14 protein-coding genes, 5 rRNA genes, 1 pseudogene and 1 riboswitch (1 of these 21 running past the window's edge) are annotated in these 22,372 nt (G+C 41.1%); of the genes and pseudogenes, 18 read left to right on the forward strand and 2 right to left on the reverse strand.

What is annotated here, in order from left to right; translation table 11 throughout:
• From AC3EMB_RS01640 to AC3EMB_RS01650, 3 genes are all read left to right on the forward strand, one after another.
• Positions 1–1,138, forward strand: a 23S ribosomal RNA gene (locus tag AC3EMB_RS01640); it begins 1,784 nt to the left of the window's first position.
• 50 nt (positions 1,139–1,188) lie between these two features.
• Positions 1,189–1,304: ribosomal RNA gene (gene rrf / locus AC3EMB_RS01645) — 5S ribosomal RNA — on the forward strand.
• 231 nt (positions 1,305–1,535) lie between these two features.
• Positions 1,536–2,456, forward strand: a complete 921-nt coding sequence (locus tag AC3EMB_RS01650) for a DMT family transporter (RefSeq protein ID WP_000658281.1) — start codon at positions 1,536–1,538, stop codon at positions 2,454–2,456.
• Positions 2,457–2,542: 86 nt separating this feature from the next.
• Here AC3EMB_RS01650 and AC3EMB_RS01655 read toward each other — a convergent pair whose 3' ends face one another.
• Positions 2,543–3,334 (reverse strand): sulfotransferase family 2 domain-containing protein, encoded by a 792-nt coding sequence (locus tag AC3EMB_RS01655; protein ID WP_000460203.1) that lies wholly within the window; start codon positions 3,332–3,334, stop codon positions 2,543–2,545.
• 315 nt (positions 3,335–3,649) lie between these two features.
• Here AC3EMB_RS01655 and AC3EMB_RS01660 point away from each other — a divergent pair.
• From AC3EMB_RS01660 to rrf (AC3EMB_RS01670), 3 genes are all read left to right on the forward strand, one after another.
• Positions 3,650–5,201 (forward strand): 16S ribosomal RNA (locus AC3EMB_RS01660).
• A 146-nt stretch (positions 5,202–5,347) separates the two neighbouring features.
• Positions 5,348–8,269: ribosomal RNA gene (locus AC3EMB_RS01665) — 23S ribosomal RNA — on the forward strand.
• Positions 8,270–8,319: 50 nt separating this feature from the next.
• Positions 8,320–8,435: ribosomal RNA gene (rrf, locus tag AC3EMB_RS01670) — 5S ribosomal RNA — on the forward strand.
• Together the 16S, 23S and 5S rRNA genes form the textbook arrangement of a ribosomal RNA operon.
• A 43-nt stretch (positions 8,436–8,478) precedes the next feature.
• On the opposite strand, the pseudogene AC3EMB_RS01675 reads toward rrf (AC3EMB_RS01670), so the two are convergent.
• Positions 8,479–8,744, reverse strand: a pseudogene (locus AC3EMB_RS01675) (hypothetical protein).
• A 279-nt stretch (positions 8,745–9,023) separates the two neighbouring features.
• Positions 9,024–9,125: riboswitch (purine riboswitch) on the forward strand.
• 110 nt (positions 9,126–9,235) lie between these two features.
• Between AC3EMB_RS01675 and purE the strand changes: the two are divergent.
• From purE to purD, 12 genes are all read left to right on the forward strand, one after another.
• Positions 9,236–9,721, forward strand: a complete 486-nt coding sequence (purE, locus tag AC3EMB_RS01680) for a 5-(carboxyamino)imidazole ribonucleotide mutase (RefSeq protein WP_053565403.1) — start codon at positions 9,236–9,238, stop codon at positions 9,719–9,721.
• Positions 9,718–10,869: a 5-(carboxyamino)imidazole ribonucleotide synthase gene (gene purK, locus AC3EMB_RS01685; RefSeq protein WP_488517413.1), complete on the forward strand. Its 1,152-nt coding sequence runs from the start codon at positions 9,718–9,720 to the stop codon at positions 10,867–10,869. Before purE ends, purK begins: the two co-directional genes overlap by 4 nt.
• Positions 10,866–12,173: an adenylosuccinate lyase gene (purB, locus tag AC3EMB_RS01690; protein WP_000625682.1), complete on the forward strand. Its 1,308-nt coding sequence runs from the start codon at positions 10,866–10,868 to the stop codon at positions 12,171–12,173. The genes purK and purB overlap by 4 nt, the downstream gene beginning before the upstream one ends.
• Before the next feature lie 88 nt (positions 12,174–12,261).
• Positions 12,262–12,981: a phosphoribosylaminoimidazolesuccinocarboxamide synthase gene (gene purC / locus AC3EMB_RS01695; RefSeq protein WP_001170549.1), complete on the forward strand. Its 720-nt coding sequence runs from the start codon at positions 12,262–12,264 to the stop codon at positions 12,979–12,981.
• Positions 12,974–13,228 (forward strand): phosphoribosylformylglycinamidine synthase subunit PurS, encoded by a 255-nt coding sequence (gene purS, locus AC3EMB_RS01700; protein ID WP_000278823.1) that lies wholly within the window; start codon positions 12,974–12,976, stop codon positions 13,226–13,228. Before purC ends, purS begins: the two co-directional genes overlap by 8 nt.
• On the forward strand, positions 13,225–13,908 hold the full coding sequence (purQ, locus tag AC3EMB_RS01705) for a phosphoribosylformylglycinamidine synthase subunit PurQ (protein ID WP_000666784.1): 684 nt from the start codon (positions 13,225–13,227) through the stop codon (positions 13,906–13,908). The genes purS and purQ overlap by 4 nt, the downstream gene beginning before the upstream one ends.
• Positions 13,892–16,111 carry a phosphoribosylformylglycinamidine synthase II gene (purL, locus tag AC3EMB_RS01710; protein ID WP_423098003.1) on the forward strand — a complete coding sequence of 740 codons (2,220 nt, stop codon included), beginning with the start codon at positions 13,892–13,894 and terminating at the stop codon, positions 16,109–16,111. Before purQ ends, purL begins: the two co-directional genes overlap by 17 nt.
• Entirely contained in the window at positions 16,096–17,511 is a 1,416-nt protein-coding gene (purF, locus tag AC3EMB_RS01715) for an amidophosphoribosyltransferase (protein WP_000879026.1), read from the forward strand. Before purL ends, purF begins: the two co-directional genes overlap by 16 nt.
• A gap of 105 nt (positions 17,512–17,616) precedes the next feature.
• Positions 17,617–18,657, forward strand: a complete 1,041-nt coding sequence (gene purM, locus AC3EMB_RS01720) for a phosphoribosylformylglycinamidine cyclo-ligase (RefSeq protein WP_488517414.1) — start codon at positions 17,617–17,619, stop codon at positions 18,655–18,657.
• Entirely contained in the window at positions 18,654–19,241 is a 588-nt protein-coding gene (gene purN, locus AC3EMB_RS01725) for a phosphoribosylglycinamide formyltransferase (protein ID WP_000088577.1), read from the forward strand. Before purM ends, purN begins: the two co-directional genes overlap by 4 nt.
• Before the next feature lie 24 nt (positions 19,242–19,265).
• A complete protein-coding gene (gene purH / locus AC3EMB_RS01730; RefSeq protein WP_000745406.1) occupies positions 19,266–20,801 on the forward strand; it encodes a bifunctional phosphoribosylaminoimidazolecarboxamide formyltransferase/IMP cyclohydrolase in 1,536 nt (511 codons plus the stop codon).
• Positions 20,802–21,066: 265 nt separating this feature from the next.
• Positions 21,067–22,338: a phosphoribosylamine--glycine ligase gene (purD, locus tag AC3EMB_RS01735; RefSeq protein ID WP_090978166.1), complete on the forward strand. Its 1,272-nt coding sequence runs from the start codon at positions 21,067–21,069 to the stop codon at positions 22,336–22,338.
• Positions 22,339–22,372: the final 34 nt, after the last annotated feature.

The following is a 22,372-nucleotide window of genomic DNA, read 5'->3' on the forward strand; positions in this document are numbered from 1 at the left end:
AGGCCCAAGCGACTGTTTAGCAAAAACACAGCTCTCTGCGAAGCCGTAAGGCGAAGTATAGGGGGTGACACCTGCCCGGTGCTGGAAGGTTAAGGAGAGGGGTTAGCGTAAGCGAAGCTCTGAACTGAAGCCCCAGTAAACGGCGGCCGTAACTATAACGGTCCTAAGGTAGCGAAATTCCTTGTCGGGTAAGTTCCGACCCGCACGAAAGGTGTAACGATTTGGGCACTGTCTCAACCAGAGACTCGGTGAAATTATAGTACCTGTGAAGATGCAGGTTACCCGCGACAGGACGGAAAGACCCCGTGGAGCTTTACTGTAGCCTGATATTGAATTTTGGTACAGTTTGTACAGGATAGGCGGGAGCCATTGAAACCGGAGCGCTAGCTTCGGTGGAGGCGCTGGTGGGATACCGCCCTGACTGTATTGAAATTCTAACCTACGGGTCTTATCGACCCGGGAGACAGTGTCAGGTGGGCAGTTTGACTGGGGCGGTCGCCTCCTAAAGTGTAACGGAGGCGCCCAAAGGTTCCCTCAGAATGGTTGGAAATCATTCGTAGAGTGCAAAGGCATAAGGGAGCTTGACTGCGAGACCTACAAGTCGAGCAGGGACGAAAGTCGGGCTTAGTGATCCGGTGGTTCCGCATGGAAGGGCCATCGCTCAACGGATAAAAGCTACCCCGGGGATAACAGGCTTATCTCCCCCAAGAGTCCACATCGACGGGGAGGTTTGGCACCTCGATGTCGGCTCATCGCATCCTGGGGCTGTAGTCGGTCCCAAGGGTTGGGCTGTTCGCCCATTAAAGCGGTACGCGAGCTGGGTTCAGAACGTCGTGAGACAGTTCGGTCCCTATCCGTCGTGGGCGTAGGAAATTTGAGAGGAGCTGTCCTTAGTACGAGAGGACCGGGATGGACGCACCGCTGGTGTACCAGTTGTTCTGCCAAGGGCATAGCTGGGTAGCTATGTGCGGAAGGGATAAGTGCTGAAAGCATCTAAGCATGAAGCCCCCCTCAAGATGAGATTTCCCATAGCGTAAGCTAGTAAGATCCCTGAAAGATGATCAGGTTGATAGGTTCGAGGTGGAAGCATGGTGACATGTGGAGCTGACGAATACTAATAGATCGAGGACTTAACCATATAATATGTAGCAAATGTTATCTAGTTTTGAAGGAATATACCTTCAATAGTTTGGTGATGATGGCAGAGAGGTCACACCCGTTCCCATACCGAACACGGAAGTTAAGCTCTCTAGCGCCGATGGTAGTTGGGACCTTGTCCCTGTGAGAGTAGGACGTCGCCAAGCAAAAACCTAAGTCGTTTCGACTTAGGTTTTTTTGTGTTTATTTTTATTACTTAAAATATAAAGGTAAGAATTACCTTTTATAAGGGTATAGTCGAGATATAAAAAAAGGTTATGCAAAAAGTAGCAATCTAGCTCTTTTTGCATAACCTTTTGTGTTTTTAAAGGATTTTACATAAGAAAAAATCTATAATTAAGGTAGTTAACATATATTTTTGATGGGTGTGGGGGATTATGAAAGAAATATGCATGTTATTAGTGGCTGTTATATTATGGGGGACAGCTATTGCGCCAACAAAATGGGCGTTAGAATCTATTCAGCCGTTTACTTTGTTGTTTATTCGTCTTTTCTTTGCAGGTGGAATTTGTATGCTATTTTCATTTAAGCAACTACAAAAATCAGTTGTACATAAAAAAGTTCCATGGAAAAGAATGAGTTTGTTAGCTTTTACCGGTGTAGCTGGGTATTTTATGTTCACATCGTACGGTATTTCTTTAACAAGTGGATTACATGTTAGTATCATAGATGCTGCATTACCATTAGTTACAATTCTTTTTTCAGCATTCTTTTTGAAAGAGAAAATTCGATTGAATTATTGGATAGGAATTATATTGGGTGCTATAGGAGTACTCTTTATTACGATTCCATCTAAAAGTGCTGATCAAGAAGTGTCTTTAATAGGAGATATACTGATATTATTAAGTACTTTTCTATTTGCTTTCTACACGGTTTTGCTAAAACGACCAAAACAAGAACAGTATTTATCAAACGAGGTTTTTACAACATTAACTTTAATTATTGGAGCTGTTATTCTATTACCATTTGCACTGGTAGAAATTCTTTATTACGGTTTACCGAAGATTGAAACTTGGAAAACGGGACTTAGTGTAATATACCTTGTTATTGGAGCAACAATTTTAGCGTATTGGTTTTGGAATAAAGCGCTAGAGAGAGTTTCAGCATCAGTAAGCGGATTATATTTAAATGCATTACCGTTAATAAGTATTGTTACTTCAATTATTCTATTAAATGAATCTCTGACATGGAGAGTAATAATGGGAGCAAGTTTAGTTTTAATTGGAGTAGGATGGGCGGATAAGCAAAAGTTATGTAATCTATTAAAAGGTAACAAGGTGGAGAATAGAGACTGTTAAACAGTATGATTTATATAATTGAAATGTTAAAAAGATACCTTATATATGAGGTATCTTTTTTATTTAGCAAAGATAATAGACTAAAATTAGTATGGATATTCTTTGCTGTATTTATATGTGTCGAAATCATTTTGAAATATTGTTTGAACAAGTTGTATACATTCAGTATCATAAAAGCTTTCAAAAGTTGGATGACGGGGAAATAAAGGATCAGTAATATCGCCTTCGCTAAAATTCCCTTTATAAATCATGGCGGGAGTTTGATGATGCCATGATGTTGAGAACTCATTTATTGGTGCGTTTTTTAATTCGAAACGCTTTTCTAATTCTTTCATTTCCTGATCAAAGTTTTCTAAGTATATATAATTGGTGACATATTCTTCTTCACCAGCTATATATTGTTGTGTGAAATGTGGGTTAATATCACTTGCGTGAGCCCCTTTCATAAATAGATAGTATAGAAATTGTTTAAATGAGATCCCTTTGGGGGAATTTTCATCTTGATATAAAAACTTTCGGATGGGTTTCCATTCGGGATTTTCCATATAAGGAGGTCCAATTAAGGATACGAAAGAACTGACTGCTCTCCTATAAGGGTTACGAACAAGTTTAAACGTTTCTTTTTGTTTTTCTCGTAGCGCTACCCCTAGTCGTACACTATAAGCAGGTGTACTTTTGTATATATCATATTCATAATTATGAATGAAAGGACTATAACTTAGAGCTGTTTGCAATAAATCAATCTGGTAAAAGAACCAATTGGCAAGAGAAGTGCAACCGCTTTTTTGACTCCAAAATAGAATGATGGGAAACTTCCTATGATAGTGTGGGCTTCTTGAATGGGCGCTTATGGTGTTTAATAAAGAAGGATCGAACAAGTTCTACACTCCTTTCAGTTATTTTACTGATATGTATGAGGAATAAAGAGGGGGTATGAGAGTCTTTTTCATCTTTTTTAAAAAAATGAAAGATTAATATTGACTATTATTATATAGAGGTGTAATATAGGACAAGTCGCCGATGACATTAATGTCGCAAGCGACAAACGAAATAAAAAACTTAGTTGACATTAACTAACGAAGATGTTAACATAAGGAAGTCGCAAATGAGCGACCAAGTAGTTCTTTGAAAACTGAACGAAACAAACAACGTGAAACGTCAATTTTTATTTTTAGATGCTAGACAAACTAACTTTATTGGAGAGTTTGATCCTGGCTCAGGATGAACGCTGGCGGCGTGCCTAATACATGCAAGTCGAGCGAATGGATTGAGAGCTTGCTCTCAAGAAGTTAGCGGCGGACGGGTGAGTAACACGTGGGTAACCTGCCCATAAGACTGGGATAACTCCGGGAAACCGGGGCTAATACCGGATAACATTTTGAACCGCATGGTTCGAAATTGAAAGGCGGCTTCGGCTGTCACTTATGGATGGACCCGCGTCGCATTAGCTAGTTGGTGAGGTAACGGCTCACCAAGGCAACGATGCGTAGCCGACCTGAGAGGGTGATCGGCCACACTGGGACTGAGACACGGCCCAGACTCCTACGGGAGGCAGCAGTAGGGAATCTTCCGCAATGGACGAAAGTCTGACGGAGCAACGCCGCGTGAGTGATGAAGGCTTTCGGGTCGTAAAACTCTGTTGTTAGGGAAGAACAAGTGCTAGTTGAATAAGCTGGCACCTTGACGGTACCTAACCAGAAAGCCACGGCTAACTACGTGCCAGCAGCCGCGGTAATACGTAGGTGGCAAGCGTTATCCGGAATTATTGGGCGTAAAGCGCGCGCAGGTGGTTTCTTAAGTCTGATGTGAAAGCCCACGGCTCAACCGTGGAGGGTCATTGGAAACTGGGAGACTTGAGTGCAGAAGAGGAAAGTGGAATTCCATGTGTAGCGGTGAAATGCGTAGAGATATGGAGGAACACCAGTGGCGAAGGCGACTTTCTGGTCTGTAACTGACACTGAGGCGCGAAAGCGTGGGGAGCAAACAGGATTAGATACCCTGGTAGTCCACGCCGTAAACGATGAGTGCTAAGTGTTAGAGGGTTTCCGCCCTTTAGTGCTGAAGTTAACGCATTAAGCACTCCGCCTGGGGAGTACGGCCGCAAGGCTGAAACTCAAAGGAATTGACGGGGGCCCGCACAAGCGGTGGAGCATGTGGTTTAATTCGAAGCAACGCGAAGAACCTTACCAGGTCTTGACATCCTCTGAAAACCCTAGAGATAGGGCTTCTCCTTCGGGAGCAGAGTGACAGGTGGTGCATGGTTGTCGTCAGCTCGTGTCGTGAGATGTTGGGTTAAGTCCCGCAACGAGCGCAACCCTTGATCTTAGTTGCCATCATTAAGTTGGGCACTCTAAGGTGACTGCCGGTGACAAACCGGAGGAAGGTGGGGATGACGTCAAATCATCATGCCCCTTATGACCTGGGCTACACACGTGCTACAATGGACGGTACAAAGAGCTGCAAGACCGCGAGGTGGAGCTAATCTCATAAAACCGTTCTCAGTTCGGATTGTAGGCTGCAACTCGCCTACATGAAGCTGGAATCGCTAGTAATCGCGGATCAGCATGCCGCGGTGAATACGTTCCCGGGCCTTGTACACACCGCCCGTCACACCACGAGAGTTTGTAACACCCGAAGTCGGTGGGGTAACCTTTTTGGAGCCAGCCGCCTAAGGTGGGACAGATGATTGGGGTGAAGTCGTAACAAGGTAGCCGTATCGGAAGGTGCGGCTGGATCACCTCCTTTCTATGGAGAATTGATGAACGCTGTTCATCAATATAAGTTTCCGTGTTTCGTTTTGTTCAGTTTTGAGAGAACTATCTCTCATATATAAATGTATGTTCTTTGAAAACTAGATAACAGTGTAGCTCATATTTTTTAATTTTTAGTTTGGTTAAGTTAGAAAGGGCGCACGGTGGATGCCTTGACACTAGGAGTCGATGAAGGACGGGACTAACGCCGATATGCTTCGGGGAGCTGTAAGTAAGCTTTGATCCGAAGATTTCCGAATGGGGAAACCCACTATACGTAATGGTATGGTATCCTTACCTGAATACATAGGGTATGGAAGACAGACCCAGGGAACTGAAACATCTAAGTACCTGGAGGAAGAGAAAGCAAATGCGATTTCCTGAGTAGCGGCGAGCGAAACGGAACATAGCCCAAACCAAGAGGCTTGCCTCTTGGGGTTGTAGGACATTCTATACGGAGTTACAAAGGAACGAGGTAGACGAAGCGACCTGGAAAGGTCCGTCGTAGAGGGTAACAACCCCGTAGTCGAAACTTCGTTCTCTCTTGAATGTATCCTGAGTACGGCGGAACACGTGAAATTCCGTCGGAATCTGGGAGGACCATCTCCCAAGGCTAAATACTCCCTAGTGATCGATAGTGAACCAGTACCGTGAGGGAAAGGTGAAAAGCACCCCGGAAGGGGAGTGAAAGAGATCCTGAAACCGTGTGCCTACAAATAGTCAGAGCCCGTTAATGGGTGATGGCGTGCCTTTTGTAGAATGAACCGGCGAGTTACGATCCCGTGCAAGGTTAAGCTGAAGAGGCGGAGCCGCAGCGAAAGCGAGTCTGAATAGGGCGTTTAGTACGTGGTCGTAGACCCGAAACCAGGTGATCTACCCATGTCCAGGGTGAAGTTCAGGTAACACTGAATGGAGGCCCGAACCCACGCACGTTGAAAAGTGCGGGGATGAGGTGTGGGTAGCGGAGAAATTCCAATCGAACCTGGAGATAGCTGGTTCTCCCCGAAATAGCTTTAGGGCTAGCCTTAAGTGTAAGAGTCTTGGAGGTAGAGCACTGATTGAACTAGGGGTCCTCATCGGATTACCGAATTCAGTCAAACTCCGAATGCCAATGACTTATCCTTAGGAGTCAGACTGCGAGTGATAAGATCCGTAGTCAAGAGGGAAACAGCCCAGATCGCCAGCTAAGGTCCCAAAGTGTGTATTAAGTGGAAAAGGATGTGGAGTTGCTTAGACAACTAGGATGTTGGCTTAGAAGCAGCCACCATTTAAAGAGTGCGTAATAGCTCACTAGTCGAGTGACTCTGCGCCGAAAATGTACCGGGGCTAAATACACCACCGAAGCTGCGAATTGATACCAATGGTATCAGTGGTAGGGGAGCGTTCTAAGTGCAGTGAAGTCAGACCGGAAGGACTGGTGGAGCGCTTAGAAGTGAGAATGCCGGTATGAGTAGCGAAAGACGGGTGAGAATCCCGTCCACCGAATGCCTAAGGTTTCCTGAGGAAGGCTCGTCCGCTCAGGGTTAGTCAGGACCTAAGCCGAGGCCGACAGGCGTAGGCGATGGACAACAGGTTGATATTCCTGTACCACCTCTTTATCGTTTGAGCAATGGAGGGACGCAGAAGGATAGAAGAAGCGTGCGATTGGTTGTGCACGTCCAAGCAGTTAGGCTGATAAGTAGGCAAATCCGCTTATCGTGAAGGCTGAGCTGTGATGGGGAAGCTCCTTATGGAGCGAAGTCTTTGATTCCCCGCTGCCAAGAAAAGCTTCTAGCGAGATAAAAGGTGCCTGTACCGCAAACCGACACAGGTAGGCGAGGAGAGAATCCTAAGGTGTGCGAGAGAACTCTGGTTAAGGAACTCGGCAAAATGACCCCGTAACTTCGGGAGAAGGGGTGCTTTCTTAACGGAAAGCCGCAGTGAATAGGCCCAAGCGACTGTTTAGCAAAAACACAGCTCTCTGCGAAGCCGTAAGGCGAAGTATAGGGGGTGACACCTGCCCGGTGCTGGAAGGTTAAGGAGAGGGGTTAGCGTAAGCGAAGCTCTGAACTGAAGCCCCAGTAAACGGCGGCCGTAACTATAACGGTCCTAAGGTAGCGAAATTCCTTGTCGGGTAAGTTCCGACCCGCACGAAAGGTGTAACGATTTGGGCACTGTCTCAACCAGAGACTCGGTGAAATTATAGTACCTGTGAAGATGCAGGTTACCCGCGACAGGACGGAAAGACCCCGTGGAGCTTTACTGTAGCCTGATATTGAATTTTGGTACAGTTTGTACAGGATAGGCGGGAGCCATTGAAACCGGAGCGCTAGCTTCGGTGGAGGCGCTGGTGGGATACCGCCCTGACTGTATTGAAATTCTAACCTACGGGTCTTATCGACCCGGGAGACAGTGTCAGGTGGGCAGTTTGACTGGGGCGGTCGCCTCCTAAAGTGTAACGGAGGCGCCCAAAGGTTCCCTCAGAATGGTTGGAAATCATTCGTAGAGTGCAAAGGCATAAGGGAGCTTGACTGCGAGACCTACAAGTCGAGCAGGGACGAAAGTCGGGCTTAGTGATCCGGTGGTTCCGCATGGAAGGGCCATCGCTCAACGGATAAAAGCTACCCCGGGGATAACAGGCTTATCTCCCCCAAGAGTCCACATCGACGGGGAGGTTTGGCACCTCGATGTCGGCTCATCGCATCCTGGGGCTGTAGTCGGTCCCAAGGGTTGGGCTGTTCGCCCATTAAAGCGGTACGCGAGCTGGGTTCAGAACGTCGTGAGACAGTTCGGTCCCTATCCGTCGTGGGCGTAGGAAATTTGAGAGGAGCTGTCCTTAGTACGAGAGGACCGGGATGGACGCACCGCTGGTGTACCAGTTGTTCTGCCAAGGGCATAGCTGGGTAGCTATGTGCGGAAGGGATAAGTGCTGAAAGCATCTAAGCATGAAGCCCCCCTCAAGATGAGATTTCCCATAGCGTAAGCTAGTAAGATCCCTGAAAGATGATCAGGTTGATAGGTTCGAGGTGGAAGCATGGTGACATGTGGAGCTGACGAATACTAATAGATCGAGGACTTAACCATATAATATGTAGCAAATGTTATCTAGTTTTGAAGGAATATACCTTCAATAGTTTGGTGATGATGGCAGAGAGGTCACACCCGTTCCCATACCGAACACGGAAGTTAAGCTCTCTAGCGCCGATGGTAGTTGGGACCTTGTCCCTGTGAGAGTAGGACGTCGCCAAGCAAAAACCTAAGTCGTTTCGACTTAGGTTTTTTTGTGTTTATTTTTATTTACCGGATGTTATAATCCATAAATTTAAAAACGCTAAAGACGAAAAAAGAATGAAATAGAGACTGTTTAAAATAATAGCAATGATTTTTTGTGTTTCTGATTTTCCTAATGCCGCTAAAGTAATACTTAAAATAGGACACATTATTTCTATCATAAGTATATATTTTAAATAATGAGATGCTATAAATAAGTATTCAATAATTACAACAATTACTGCGATAGAAAAAATAAATAGGATAATAGCGTAGTTCTTTCTTTCATGTTTATCCTCCTTAGAAATTAAATCGTTATAATAAAAGTTCTATTGATGTGTAGAATACAAGATTGTACATATTGTGATTTAAAACATACTGAAGTACTATATAAACGATTATAAGTAAATAGATCTCTAGAAATATATATTCTAATTCCCTTTTCTTCTTGCATATAGTTGCAATTCTTGTTTTGAATATAACTAAAACACGAACGTTATTGACTACTAATAAAAAAACATTCGATTATTTATTGACATCGTTTATGAAATATTGTTAATATAGCCATAGAAACAATAATATAAGACCTCATATAATCGCGGGGATATGGCCTGCAAGTCTCTACCTAACGACCGTTATTCGTTAGACTATGAGGGAAAGTCACTCGGTATTTTTCTATTCACAAGGGATACGTATGCCTGAGTAGAGCGCTTTCTCTCATAGTAAAAGAGAAACTGTTCTATTTCAGGCTTTTTTTATTTGAATCGGGGGGATTCTAATATGAAATCACTAGTTGGAGTCATAATGGGAAGTACATCAGACTGGGAAACAATGAAATATGCTTGTGACATTTTAGATGAATTAAATATACCGTATGAGAAAAAAGTTGTATCCGCTCATCGGACTCCGGATTATATGTTTGAATATGCAGAGACGGCTCGTGAACGTGGATTGAAAGTTATTATTGCTGGAGCTGGTGGAGCAGCACATTTACCAGGAATGGTTGCAGCGAAGACAAATCTTCCTGTAATTGGAGTTCCAGTTCAATCAAAAGCATTAAACGGCTTAGATTCATTATTATCCATCGTCCAAATGCCAGGAGGTGTTCCAGTTGCAACTGTTGCAATTGGTAAAGCCGGTTCAACGAATGCTGGATTACTTGCTGCACAAATACTTGGATCATTCCATGATGATGTACATGATGCATTAGAATTGAGACGAGAAGCGATTGAAAAAGATGTGCGTGAAGGTAGTGAGCTAGTATGACGAGAATCATTTTACCTGGAAAAACAATCGGCATTATTGGAGGCGGCCAGCTAGGAAGAATGATGGCATTGGCAGCCAAGGAGATGGGATATAAAATTGCTGTTTTAGATCCTACAAAGCATTCACCATGTGCACAAGTTGCTGATATTGAAATTGTTGCACCGTATGACGATTTAAAGGCAATTCAGCATTTAGCAGAGATAAGTGATGTTGTCACATATGAATTTGAGAATATTGATTATAGATGTTTACAATGGCTTGAAAAACATGCTTACTTGCCACAAGGTAGTCAGTTGTTAAATAAAACGCAAAATCGTTTTACAGAAAAGAATGCAATTGAGAAGGCTGGGTTACCAGTAGCAACGTATAGATTAGTTCAAAATCAAGATCAGCTTACAGAAGCAATTGCTGAGTTATCATTCCCTTCCGTCTTAAAAACGACGACAGGTGGATATGATGGGAAAGGGCAAGTTGTTTTAAGAAGTGAGGCTGATGTTGAGACAGCAAGAGATCTTGTGGATAAAGCAGAGTGTATTTTAGAGAAATGGGTGCCTTTTGAAAAAGAAGTATCCGTTATTGTGATTCGTAGTGTAAGTGGTGAAACGAAAGTATTTCCGGTAGCGGAAAATATTCATGTAAATAACATTTTGCATGAATCTATCGTTCCAGCTCGTATTACAGAAGAGCTTTCTCACAAAGCAATTGCTTATGCAAAGGTACTTGCGGATGAATTAAAACTTGTGGGAACACTAGCTGTAGAGATGTTTGCTACAGCTAATGGTGAGATTTACATTAATGAATTAGCACCAAGACCTCACAATTCAGGACACTATACACAGGATGCATGTGAAACGAGCCAATTTGGTCAACATATTCGAGCAATCTGTAATTTACCTCTAGGAGAAACAAATTTGTTAAAACCAGTTGTCATGGTAAACATTTTAGGCGAACATATAGAAGGGGTCCTAAGACAAGTGAATAGATTAACCGGGTGCTATTTACACTTGTATGGAAAAGAAGAAGCAAAAGTACAGCGAAAAATGGGGCATGTTAATATTTTAAATGATAATATTGAAGTCGCTCTAGAAAAAGCGAAGAGTTTGCATATTTGGGACCATCAAGAACAACTGTTGGAGGGAAAAAGATGATTAGTCGTTATACACGCCCTGAAATGGGTGCGATTTGGACGGAAGAGAACAAATTTAAAGCGTGGTTAGAAGTTGAGATTTTAGCTTGTGAAGCATGGGCTGAGCTTGGCGATATTCCAAAAGAAGATGTTAAAAAAATTCGTGAACATGCATCATTTGATATTGATCGTATTTATGAAATTGAAAAAGAAACACGTCATGACGTAGTTGCATTCACTCGTGCTGTATCAGAAACGCCAGCACTAGGCGAAGAACGTAAATGGGTTCATTACGGTTTAACATCTACAGATGTAGTAGATACAGCATTATCTTACATCTTAAAACAAGCGAATGAAATTATATTAAAAGACTTAGAGAACTTTGTAAGTATTTTAGCTAACAAAGCGAAAGAGCATAAATACACAATCATGATGGGAAGAACACACGGTGTTCATGCAGAACCAACAACATTCGGTTTAAAACTTGGTCTTTGGTATGAAGAGATGAAACGTAACGTAGAGCGTTTCAAACAAGCTGCTGATACAGTTCGTGTTGGTAAACTATCTGGTGCGGTTGGTACATATGCAAATATCGATCCATTCGTAGAAAAATATGTTTGTGAAAATCTAGGATTAGAAGCAGCACCAATTTCAACACAAACATTGCAACGTGATCGTCACGCACACTACATGTCAACACTTGCATTAATCGCAACATCTATCGAAAAGATGGCAGTTGAGATTCGTGGCTTACAAAAGAGTGAAACACGTGAAGTTGAAGAAGCTTTCGCAAAAGGCCAAAAAGGTTCTTCTGCAATGCCACATAAGCGTAATCCAATTGGATCTGAAAATATGACTGGTTTAGCTCGTGTTATCCGCGGTTATATGATGACAGCTTATGAGAATGTTCCATTGTGGCATGAGCGTGACATTTCTCACTCTTCAGCAGAACGCGTAATTTTACCAGATGCTACAATCGCATTAAATTACATGTTAAATCGCTTTGGTAATATCGTTAAAAACTTAACTGTATACCCAGAGAATATGAAACGCAATATGACAAGAACATACGGCTTAATTTATTCTCAGCGCGTAATGCTTACACTAATCGACAAAGGTATGGTACGTGAAGAAGCTTATGATATCGTACAGCCTAAAGCGATGGAAGCTTGGGAAACACAAGTACAATTTAAAGAGCTTGTAGAAGCTGATGAGCGTATTACAAGTAAGTTAACACAAGAAGAAATTAATGAATGCTTCAACTATGAGCATCATATGCAACACGTTGATACAATCTTTGAACGCCTTGGATTAAACGAAGCGTAAAATTTCATATGGCACAGAATAGAGTCATTCTGTGCCATTCTTTATAAAAACATTATTCACATTTTTCAAACTACAGGGGGCTTGCGAAATGCAAAAGCTAGAATTGCTGTATGAAGGTAAGGCAAAAAGAATTTATCGTACAGAATCAGCAGATATGGTTTGGGTAGAGTACAAAGATAGTGCGACTGCTTTCAATGGGGAGAAAAAAGAGACGATTACAGGAAAAGGTCGTTTGAACAATGAGATTACAACTTTATTGTTCAGAAAGTTACAAGAAGTAGGAATTAAAACACATTTTGTTGAGAAGTTATCTGAAACAGAACAACTTGTTAAAAAAGTGAGTATTATTCCTTTAGAAGTTGTCACAAGAAATGTAATTGCAGGAAGTCTTTCAAAACGATTAGGAATGGAAGAGGGAACTGTACTTGCAGAACCAATCGTAGAATTTTACTTCAAAGATGATAATTTAGGAGATCCGCTTGTAACGGAAGATCATATTCGTGTATTAAACGTTGCATCGCCAGAGCAAGTAAGCGTATTACGAGATATGGCTCTACAAATCAATCAAGTGTTGATTGATCATTTCGCAAGCTGTCGTGTAAGATTAGTAGATTTCAAATTAGAGTTTGGTGTAACGGAAGAGGGAGAAATCATATTAGCGGATGAAATTTCACCAGATACTTGCCGTTTATGGGATGAAACGAGCAATGAGAAGTTTGATAAAGACGTATTCCGTCGCGATCTTGGAAATTTAACAGATGCTTATGAAGAGATTTTAAAACGTTTAGGGGGAATTTCACATGTATAAAGTTAAGGTATATGTAACATTAAGAGAAAGCGTATTAGATCCACAAGGAACAGCGGTAAAAGGAGCTCTTCATAGTCTTTCATTCACAGAAGTACAAGACGTTCGAATCGGAAAGTACATGGAACTAACAATTGATAAATCTGTATCTGACTTAGATAGCAAGGTAAAAGAAATGTGTGAAAAACTATTAGCGAACGTTGTAATGGAAGACTTCCGTTATGAAGTTGAGGAGGTTGTCGCACAGTGAAATTTGCCGTAATAGTATTTCCAGGTTCGAACTGTGATGTCGATATGTTCCATGCAATTAAAGATGAGCTTGGCGAAGAAGTAGATTACGTTTGGCACGATACAGAGAATTTAGATGAATATGATGCAATTTTACTACCAGGTGGATTCTCTTACGGTGACTACTTACGCTGCGGTGCTATTTCTCGCTTTGCTAATGCAATGAAAGCAGTACAAAAAGCTGCTGAGCAAGGAAAGCCGATTTTAGGTGTATGTAATGGATTCCAGATTCTTGTTGAATCAGGATTACTACCAGGAGCATTAATGAGAAACGAAAACTTAAAATTTATGTGTCGTACTGTTCAGTTGCGTGTTGAAAATAATGAAACGATGTTTACATCACAATATGAAAAAAATGAAGTAATCAATATTCCAATCGCTCATGGTGAGGGGAATTACTATTGTGACGAAGAGACTCTTAAACAATTAGAAGAGAATAATCAAATCGCATTCCGTTACGTAGAAAATCCTAACGGTAGCGTTTCAGATATTGCTGGTATTGTAAACGAAAAAGGAAATGTACTTGGTATGATGCCACATCCAGAGCGTGCTGTAGATGAATTACTTGGCGGTGCTGAAGGGTTAAAAGTCTTTCAATCTATCTTAAAACAGTGGAGGGAAACATATGTCGTTAATGCTTGAACCAAATCCAACACAAATTAAAGAAGAGCGTATATATGCGGAAATGGGGCTAACAGACGAAGAGTTTGCCATGGTTGAAAAGATTTTAGGTCGTCTGCCAAATTATACAGAAACAGGATTGTTCTCTGTAATGTGGTCTGAACATTGTAGTTATAAAAATTCAAAACCAGTTCTTCGTAAGTTTCCAACGACAGGTGAGCGCGTTCTGCAAGGACCTGGAGAAGGCGCTGGAATTGTAGATATCGGTGATAATCAAGCAGTTGTATTTAAAATGGAAAGTCATAACCATCCTTCAGCTATTGAACCATATCAAGGAGCAGCAACAGGTGTTGGTGGTATTATTCGTGACGTATTCTCTATGGGAGCACGTCCGGTAGCTCTATTAAACTCACTTCGTTTCGGTGAATTACAGTCACCACGTGTGAAATATTTATTCGAAGAAGTAGTAGCAGGAATTGCAGGATACGGTAACTGCATCGGTATTCCGACTGTTGGCGGCGAAGTACAATTTGATCCATGTTACGAAGGAAATCCACTTGTAAATGCAATGTGCGTAGGTTTGATTAACCACGAAGACATTAAAAAAGGGCAAGCGCACGGTGCTGGTAACACAGTAATGTACGTAGGAGCATCAACTGGTCGTGACGGTATTCACGGTGCAACATTCGCGTCGGAAGAACTATCTGAAAGCTCAGAAGCGAAACGTCCAGCGGTTCAAGTAGGGGATCCATTTATGGAAAAACTTCTTATTGAAGCGTGTTTAGAATTAATTCAATCTGATGCACTTGTTGGAATTCAAGATATGGGTGCGGCTGGTTTAACATCATCATCTGCAGAAATGGCAAGTAAAGCAGGAATGGGTATTGAAATGTACTTAGATGATGTACCACAGCGTGAAACAGGAATGACACCATATGAAATGATGCTGTCTGAATCACAAGAGCGTATGTTAATTGTTGTGAAAAAAGGTAGAGAACAAGAAATAGTAGATTTATTTGAGAAGTATGGTCTCGCAGCGGTTACGATGGGGAAAGTAACGGAAGATAAAATGCTTCGTTTATTCCATAAAGGTGAAAAGGTAGCTGAAGTTCCAGCAGATGCTTTAGCAGAAGAAGCACCAATTTATCATAAACCATCAAAAGAAGCAGCATACTTTACTGAATTCCAAGCAATGAAAATGGAAACGCCAAAAGTAGAAAATTATAAAGAAGCGTTATTCGCTCTATTACAGCAACCAACAATTGCAAGTAAAGAGTGGGTATACGATCAATACGATTACCAAGTTCGTACAAGCACAGTGGTTACACCAGGTTCAGATGCAGCAGTTGTACGTGTACGCGGTACAGAAAAAGGATTAGCAATGACGACAGATTGTAATTCTCGCTACATTTATCTAGATCCAGAAATGGGCGGTAAAATTGCAGTAGCAGAGGCAGCGCGTAATATCGTATGCTCTGGCGGTGAGCCACTTGCAATTACAGATTGCTTAAACTTCGGTAACCCAGAAAAACCAGAAATCTTCTGGCAAATTGAGAAATCAGTAGACGGTATGAGTGAAGCTTGTCGCACATTACAAACACCAGTTATCGGCGGAAACGTATCGATGTATAACGAACGTAGTGGCGAAGCTGTATATCCAACACCAACTGTTGGGATGGTCGGACTTGTACATGACTTAAAACATGTAACAACACAAGAGTTTAAGCAAGCTGGTGATTTAGTTTATATAATCGGTGAGACGAAAGCTGAGTTTGGCGGAAGTGAATTACAGAAAATGATTCACGGAAAAATTTTCGGTCAATCACCAAGTATCGATCTAGATGTAGAATTAAAACGCCAAAAACAAGTATTAGAAGCAATTCAAGCTGGTCTTGTTCAATCTGCACATGATGTTGCTGAGGGTGGTTTAGCAGTTGCAATTTCAGAAAGTGCAATTGGTGCTAACGGCTTAGGTGCTACTGTGAAATTAGATGGAGAAGCAACAGCAGCATTATTCGCTGAATCACAGTCTCGCTTCGTGATAACTGTAAAACGTGAAAATAAAGAGGCGTTTGAGAAAGCGGTAGAAGCAATCCAAGTTGGAGAAGTAACAAGTACAAATGAAGTAACAATTCATAATGAAGAAAATGAAGTATTACTTACAGCAAATGTAGATGAAATGAGAAAGGCTTGGAAAGGGGCAATCCCATGCTTGCTGAAATAAAGGGGTTAAACGAAGAATGTGGCGTTTTCGGAATTTGGGGGCATGAAAATGCAGCACAAGTTTCATACTACGGATTGCACAGTTTACAGCACCGTGGGCAAGAAGGCGCAGGCATTGTCGTAAATAATGGGGAAAAAATCGTCGGTCACAAGGGGTTAGGTTTAATATCAGAAGTGTTTTCAAGAGGTGAGTTAGAAGGATTAAATGGAAAATCAGCAATCGGACATGTACGATATGCAACAGCTGGTGGAAGTGAAGTTGCTAACGTTCAACCATTGTTGTTCCGTTTTTCCGATCATAGTATGGCGTTAGCTCATAACGGAAATTTAATTAACGCAAAAATGCTTCGTCGTGAATTAGAAGCAGAGGGAAGTATTTTTCAAACTAGTTCAGATACAGAAGTACTTTTACATCTTATTAAACGTAGTACGAAAGACTCTTTAATTGAAAGTGTAAAAGAGGCTCTAAATAAAGTGAAAGGTGCGTTTGCGTATCTTTTACTAACTGGAAATGAAATGATCGTTGCGTTAGATCCAAATGGATTCCGTCCGCTTTCAATTGGAAAGATGGGGGATGCTTACGTTGTAGCATCTGAAACATGTGCCTTTGATGTAGTAGGTGCAACATACATTCGCGATGTAGAACCTGGTGAATTACTTATCATTAATGATGAAGGAATTCACGTAGATCGTTTCACAAACGATGTAGAACATGCGATTTGTAGTATGGAATATATTTACTTTGCACGACCAGATTCTAATATTGCTGGTGTTAACGTTCATGCAGCGCGTAAAAATATGGGAAAACGTTTAGCAGCGGAAGCTCCTATTGAAGCGGATGTTGTTACTGGTGTACCAGACTCTAGTATTTCAGCTGCGATTGGCTATGCGGAGGCAACAGGCATTCCGTATGAATTAGGATTAATTAAAAATCGTTACGTTGGACGTACTTTTATCCAGCCTTCGCAAGAACTGCGTGAGCAAGGGGTTAAGATGAAGCTTTCCGCAGTAAGAGGTGTGGTTGAGGGGAAACGAGTTGTTATGATTGATGACTCTATCGTAAGAGGAACGACAAGTAAACGAATTGTTCGTATGCTTCGTGAGGCTGGAGCGACAGAAGTTCATGTAAGAATTGCTTCACCACCTCTGAAATATCCATGTTTCTATGGCATTGATATTCAAACGAGAAAAGAATTAATTGCAGCAAATAATACAGTAGAAGAAATCCGCGAAATGATCGGAGCAGATTCTTTAACATTTTTAAGCGAAGATGGATTAGTAGATGCAATTGGACGTCCATATGAAGGGAAATATGGCGGCCTATGCATGGCTTACTTTAATGGGGACTATCCAACAGCTCTTTATGATTATGAGCAAGAGCTTTTAGAAAGTATGAAATAAGAAAAGTGAAAAAAGCTTCTACTTCTTTTGCTGTAGAAGCTAGCTTTTTTCTTAAAACGGCCCGCCCTGGATGGGGAGAAATTAAAAGACGAGGTGTAAATAACGATGGCGAATGCATATAAGCAAGCAGGAGTAGATATTGAAGCTGGATATGAAGCGGTATCTCGCATGAAAAAACACGTACAAACAACTATGAGAAAAGAAGTACTAGGCGGTTTAGGCGGTTTTGGAGGTATGTTTGATCTATCAAAATTTGCATTAGAAGAACCTGTATTAGTATCTGGAACAGATGGCGTGGGAACAAAATTGATGCTCGCTTTTATGGCAGATAAACATGACACAATTGGTATTGATGCAGTAGCAATGTGTGTAAATGATATTGTTGTCCAAGGAGCAGAGCCGCTTTTCTTCCTTGATTATATTGCTTGTGGTAAAGCTGAACCTAGTAAAATTGAAAACATCGTCAAAGGTATATCAGAGGGCTGTCGCCAAGCTGGTTGTGCATTAATCGGTGGAGAAACAGCTGAAATGCCAGGAATGTATTCTACGGAAGAATATGATTTAGCTGGTTTTACAGTTGGGATTGTTGATAAAAAGAAAATTGTAACAGGTGAAAAGATTGAAGCTGGTCACGTGCTAATTGGCTTAGCATCTAGCGGTATTCATAGCAATGGTTACTCTTTAGTACGAAAAGTGTTACTAGAAGATGGAGAACTAACTTTAGAGCGTATTTATGGACGCTTAGAACTACCTCTTGGTGAAGAATTATTAAAACCAACGAAAATTTATGTCAAACCTATTTTAGAACTATTGAAGAAGCATGAAGTATACGGTATGGCGCATATTACAGGGGGCGGATTTATTGAAAATATCCCACGTATGTTGCCAGAAGGAATTGGTGCTGAGATTGAACTAGGATCTTGGAAAATTCAGCCGATCTTCCATTTACTTCAAGAAGTTGGGGAACTGGAAGAGAAAGAAATGTTCAATATTTTTAACATGGGTATTGGTATGGTAGTAGCAGTGAAGGAAGAAGATGCAAAAGATGTTGTTCGTCTTCTTGAAGAGCAAGGAGAAACGGCTCGTATTATTGGACGTACTGTACAAGGAGCTGGCGTTACTTTTAATGGGGGCAAAGCACTATGAGTAGATTAGCAGTTTTTGCTTCTGGAAGTGGATCTAACTTTCAATCTCTCGTTAATGCGGTAGAAGAAAAAAGATTGGATGCAGAAATTAGTTTATTAGTATGTGATAAACCAGAAGCACGTGCTGTTGGGCGAGCGCATTATCATCATATTCCGTGTTTCGCTTTTTCAGCGAAAGCATATGAGTCCAAAGAAGCGTTTGAAAAAGAGATATTAAAGAAGCTAGAAGAATATGAAATTGATTATATTATTTTAGCTGGATATATGCGTTTAATCGGGCCGACGTTACTAGAAGCATACGGCGGAAAGATTATTAATATTCATCCATCATTACTACCGAGCTTTCCGGGTAAAGATGCTGTCGGTCAAGCGTTAGAAGCAGGTGTGAAAGTAACTGGAGTAACAATTCATTATGTAGATGCAGGTATGGATACAGGGCCAATTATTGCGCAAGAAGCAGTGGTTGTTTCTGAAGGGGATACGAGAGAAAGCTTACAAAAGAAAATTCAGCAAGTTGAACATAAATTATACGTAAATACAGTGAATCAAATTGTTCAGTCTGTGAAAGAAGCAACTGTTAACTAACATACAACCAGGGGTGAAGGATAAATGAAAAAGCGTGCATTAGTAAGTGTTTCAGATAAAACAGGAGTAGTAGAATTTGTTAAAGGGTTACTAGAGCAAGGGATTGAAGTTATTTCAACAGGTGGTACGAAAAAGTTACTAGAAGAAAACGGCTTACAAGTAATTGGTATTTCTGAAGTAACTGGTTTCCCTGAAATTATGGATGGTCGTGTGAAAACTTTACATCCAAATATTCATGGTGGTCTATTAGCAGTTCGTGATAATGAAACACATGTAGCGCAAATGAATGAATTAGGTATTCAAGCAATTGATTTTGTTGTTGTTAACTTATACCCATTTAAAGAAACAATCGCTAAGCCTGATGTAACATTTGCTGATGCAATTGAAAATATTGATATCGGTGGCCCGACAATGATTCGCTCTGCTGCGAAAAATCATAAATTCGTATCTGTAATTGTAGATCCAGTAGATTATGATATTGTGTTAGCAGAACTGAAAGAGAACGGTGAAGTAGCAGAGGAAACGAAACGTAAACTAGCAGCGAAAGTATTCCGTCATACAGCAGCGTATGATGCGTTAATTTCTAACTACTTAACAGAGCAAATGGGTGAAGAAAGTCCAGAAACATTAACTGTGACATTTGAGAAAAAGCAAGACTTACGTTATGGCGAGAACCCACATCAAAAAGCTACTTTCTATAAAGCGCCATTCGCAGCAACTTCTTCTGTTGCATACGCAGAACAATTACACGGTAAAGAATTATCGTATAACAATATTAATGATGCAGACGCAGCGCTTAGCATCGTAAAAGAATTTACAGAACCAGCAGTAGTAGCAGTAAAACATATGAATCCATGTGGTGTTGGAGTAGGAACTAATATTCACGAAGCATATACTCGTGCTTATGAAGCAGATCCAGTATCAATCTTCGGCGGTATTATTGCAGCAAATCGTGAAATTGATAAAGCTACAGCAGAAAAGTTACATGAAATTTTCTTAGAAATTGTTATCGCACCTTCGTTCTCGCAAGAAGCTTTAGAAGTGTTGCAAAGTAAGAAGAACTTACGTTTATTAACTATAAATATTGAAAAAGCGACAAGTGCAAGCAAAAAACTAACTTCTGTACAAGGTGGACTTCTCGTTCAAGAGGAAGATACGTTATCATTAGATGAAAGTACAATTTCAATTCCAACGAAACGTGAACCTTCAGAGCAAGAATGGAAAGATTTAAAACTAGCTTGGAAAGTTGTAAAACATGTGAAATCAAATGCAATTGTTTTAGCGAAAGATGACATGACAATTGGTGTCGGTGCGGGACAGATGAACCGTGTAGGTTCTGCAAAAATCGCGATTACACAAGCTGGTGAAAAAGCACAAGGTAGCGCGCTTGCATCTGATGCTTTCTTCCCAATGCCAGATACATTAGAAGAAGCAGCAAAAGCGGGAATTACAGCAATCATTCAACCAGGCGGATCGATCCGTGATGAAGATTCTATTAAAGTGGCAGATACGTATGGGATTGCTATGGTGTTCACTGGCGTACGTCATTTCAAACACTAATAGAGGATGTTTAAAAAGTCCGGTCAAGGTAACCTTCGCATGTCGTCGTTGCATCGCCAGTGCGGTACTCATGTAGGAAAGCTACACTCCGTGTCCTCCTGGCAAATGCGCCTAGACATGCTCGGTGCTCTTGATCCTCCTTTTTAAACCTTTATTGAGATGGATGTTTAAAAAGTCCGGTCAAGATAACCTTTTATTGATATGAAAAAGCAAACTAGGAGCATAGCTTCTAGTTTGTACTTATTTAATTATTGGGGGATGAAATATGAATGTTTTAGTAATTGGCCGCGGTGGGCGTGAGCATGCTTTAGCTTGGAAGTTTGCACAATCTGCAAAAGTGAAAAAGGTATATGTAGCACCAGGTAATGAAGGTATGCGAGATGTTGCAATACCAGTTGATATTGATGAAAATGATTTTGATGCATTAGTTTTATTTGCCAAAGAGAATAATGTGGAATTAACTTTCGTTGGACCAGAAATTCCACTTATGAATGGAATTGTTGATCGTTTTAAAGAAGAGGGACTTCGCGTATTTGGTCCAAATAAGGCGGCTGCTGTTATTGAAGGTAGTAAAGCTTTTACAAAAGAGCTTATGAAAAAGTATGATATTCCAACTGGGGCGTACGAAACTTTTACCGATTATGAAGAAGCAGTACAGTACATTCAAAAAGTTGGTGCACCAATCGTTATTAAAGCTGACGGATTAGCTGCTGGTAAAGGGGTAACGGTAGCAATGACGCTTGAAGAGGCATTACAAGCTGTGAAAGAAATGCTACAAGATGTGAAGTTCGGCGCGGCAAGTAAGAAGGTTGTTATTGAAGAGTTTTTAGATGGACAAGAATTTTCATTAATGGCATTTGTAAATGGAACAACTGTACATCCGATGGTAATCGCTCAGGACCATAAACGAGCTTTTGATGCTGATAAAGGCCCAAATACAGGCGGAATGGGTGCATATTCTCCAGTACCACAAATTCCAGAATCAGCAGTCCAAGAAGCGATTCAAACCGTATTACATCCAACTGCTCAAGCGATGCTCCAAGAAAATCGATCGTTTACAGGGATTTTATATGCAGGGCTTATTTTAACAAATGATGGTCCAAAGGTAATTGAATTTAATGCACGCTTTGGTGATCCTGAAACAGAAGTTGTATTACCTCGCTTAGAAAATGATTTAGTTGATGTATGTAACGCTGTATTAGATGAAAGTGAGTTAGTGTTAGAGTGGTCAGAGGAAGCAGTAATTGGTGTTGTACTTGCTTCAAAAGGATATCCAGAAGCGTATAAAAAAGGTGAAATTATTACAGGATTAGATCGTTTAGAAGATGCTATTGTCTTTCATTCAGGTACAGCGATGAAACATGGGGATTTTGTAACAAATGGTGGCCGTGTACTATTTATTGCTTATAAAGCGAAAGACTTACAAGAAGCGAAAGATAGAGTGTATAAAGAAATCGCAAAGATTGAAAGCGATGGCTTATTTTATCGTAGTGATATAGGATATCGTGCGATTGGGCATGAGATTACGCGAAGCTAACATATGTTAGCTTCTTTTTTTATAGGAAATAGAG

The organism is Bacillus sp. LQ16, assembly GCF_057784645.1.